Raw genomic sequence first — 2,710 nt, 5'->3', positions numbered from 1 at the left:
ACTGAGCTAAAGTGTTGTGCAGTCACAATATCTCGCAGGTGCCAAACCACGGTGGGACCGCCCATCAATGTTGCGATCGCAGCACCAATGAATGCTTTTTGGGAGTTGGCGTGTACTAGCTCAAACTCACGTCCAGCTGCTGCTATTTGACGAGCCATCCACCACAGGGCAGGTAATGCCTTAACAGCACTGAGTCCCCCTGAAGTCCTTACGGCTAAGATGGATTGGGGTGCAGGTATGACCTTGACCTTCACCTGTGCAGCTTCCAGCCGTTCCCGGAACGGGCCATCGGCAAACAGCAGTACTTCGCTGGTGTCCCGGTAGGCAATGGCTAGATCTAGCAGGCTTAACTCAGCTCCGCCCAAAACGGCGGCATGATCGACAAAAAGGACTCGACGGCGCGTCATAAGAGCGAGTAGTGCACAAAAGGGTGTTTAAAAATTGCAAACAAATTCCCATTATACCCTGATGGGGGATATCCCCATGACCACACTACCTCACTCCATCGCTATTGCCTATTGCTAGCATGCCTATTGCCTAAGGACTCGACGGCGCGTCATAAGAGCGAGTAGTACACAAAAGGGTGTTTAAAAATTCAAAACAATTTCCCATTATACCCTCATGGGGGATATCCCCATGACCACACTACCTCGCTGCTTCCCTATTGCTAGCATGCCTTGCGCATAGCGCTATATTAATCCATAGCAGCTTGATACACAGATTTAATTCGTTGAGCAATCACCGGCCAAGTATAGTGCTCATTAACATAAGCTTCACAAGCCTCAGAGCTAGGTAGTTGACGCTTACCAGAAAATACCTCGATCATGCCCTGAGCAAGTTGATCAACGGAAGTCCCTTCAAACAATAAGTCTTCCGAGAAAGGCTGTAGAATTTCTGGAATACTATCTACAGGTGTTCCTAGAACTGGCGTTCCATTCACCAAGGACTCAATAACAATTAGACCAAAGCCTTCCCATGCCACGGTTGGCACAACTGAGAAAGTGGCAGCACGGTAAGCTAGGGCTAAATCTTGGTCCGAGACAAAACCCAACAACCGGACATGGTCAGTCAGTCCTAATGCTTCAATCTGTGCTTGCAAGGTTGGCATCAGTGTGCCTTTACCCGCTATCAGTAACAGCACGTCTGGATAGCGCTTACGCACTTGATCCACTGCTGCAATTAAATTTTCCAAGCCCATGCGTTTAGCTAACCGTCGCACAGCTAAGATAATAGGTCGATCTTGAGGCCAGCCTAGTTTTGACCGTGCCTCCTGGGGTGTAATGGTGGTGTCGAAACGCTCGGTATCAACCCCCGGAGGAATGATATGAATGCGCTCTAGTGGGATATGATACTCTCGGTGCAAGGTGTTGCGGAAAGCCTCAGAAAGTACGATAAACTTAGCTATCCGTTTGTAAGTCACCCGCTCTAGCATCCATTTTAACCGAGTCGCAACGGTATTGCTGCCTTCTACATGCCCTTCTAATGCCCAAGGTCCTTGGAAGTGCATCACCATTGGGCGACTGTCTAATTGATCAAGGATTGGAAAGGTATATAAAGCGAAGTGGGAGACTACTAGGGGGTAGTCTTCCTCCTTCAGCACTTGATGCATCGTTTGCCGGATACCGCTCCAGCGTTGCCAGAGAGGGGATTCATGGTTAGCAAAGGCTTGGACTTGACCACCGGAGTTTTCCGATACAGCAGTTGAACCTGCCACTAAGCCATGCATCTCCACACCAGCTTCGGGTAAGTAACGAGTGCAATCGTAATAAACTCGGTTGAGTCCTCCTGCTTGTTCAGGGAACCAACCCATACCGATTTGAAGTGTTTTCACAGTACTATAGCCTCAATAGTGTTTGTTAAAGCAAAGGGAGTAGGGAGTAGGGAGTAGGGAGTAGGGAGTAGGGAGTAGGGTGTGGGGTGTAGCGGGAAAAAAATTGAATTTACCTGATAAGTATGATCAACGCTATCAATTAAATTGGTAAGCTGCTGTGCTTTTAAATTGCCTATTTTCCAATTAGGAAAAAACCTGAAAACCCATCTCCCCATCTCCCCAAAGCGCCCCCATTCAAAATTTAAAGGCACAACAGCTTAGCTTAGGGGTCTATCTTTATGCGGTACATTAAAGCTTTAGCGTAAAAATCCTCTTCAGCAAATAGCAAGTATTCTCCATTTTTTCTTCGCACTACTCTTAAGGCCATCGGGACATCCAGCCAACCTGTAGTTGATTTGACTTCTGGGCCGGGATTTATTTTAGCAATCTCTTGACCTGTGCGAAAATCATAAACTCGCACTTTAGCATATCGATTCGGATCTTTTTCATAACTATTATCGACATAGCCTACAAATAAATAGTCTCCAGAAATAGCCATACTTTTTGGCAAATCTGGTCTAACTCCTTCGGATTTTTGATTGTAAGCAATGACTACTTCACCGGCTTTTTGTGGCGCTTTACTCCAATTGATATATTTGACAGCTCTATTACCAATCAATCCCCAATCACCCCTTTTATCAAACGTCGGGGAATATCCAGCAATGTACATGGTATCGGTTTTCGGATGATACTCAAGTCGTTGAATAATTTTAAATTCCTTTGGCATGTCAAAGGATTGTTGATTGTTAATATCGTAAATCGGGCTGCCGTAGGAATCAAACCCTTTAAAGGATAGTTTTTTAATCCCGTTTGTTGATGTACCTATCCAGATATTACCAA

Annotated in this window: 4 protein-coding genes; all 4 read right to left on the bottom strand. The window is 45.9% G+C overall.

What is annotated here, in order from left to right:
- On the bottom strand, window positions 1-407 hold a 407-nt coding region (locus F6K52_RS35130), incomplete at its 3' end, for a glycosyltransferase (protein ID WP_293089630.1).
- Window positions 408-694: 287 nt separating this feature from the next.
- Window positions 695-1,831, bottom strand: a complete 1,137-nt coding sequence (locus tag F6K52_RS35125; RefSeq protein WP_293089628.1) for a glycosyltransferase family 4 protein — start codon at window positions 1,829-1,831, stop codon at window positions 695-697.
- Complete coding sequence (locus F6K52_RS35120) at window positions 1,828-2,046, bottom strand: hypothetical protein (protein ID WP_293089626.1); 219 nt, start codon at window positions 2,044-2,046, stop codon at window positions 1,828-1,830. Before F6K52_RS35120 ends, F6K52_RS35125 begins: the two co-directional genes overlap by 4 nt.
- 47 nt (window positions 2,047-2,093) lie before the next feature.
- The coding region (locus tag F6K52_RS35115) for a hypothetical protein (RefSeq protein ID WP_364421305.1) at window positions 2,094-2,710 on the bottom strand (617 nt) is incomplete at its 5' end.

Origin of the sequence: Moorena sp. SIO3H5, from assembly GCF_010692395.1 — a bacterium.
GTDB lineage: Bacteria > Cyanobacteriota > Cyanobacteriia > Cyanobacteriales > Coleofasciculaceae > Moorena.
The sequence above is the reverse complement of the archived record's forward strand: the minus strand, read 5'-3'. Positions and strand labels throughout refer to the sequence as shown.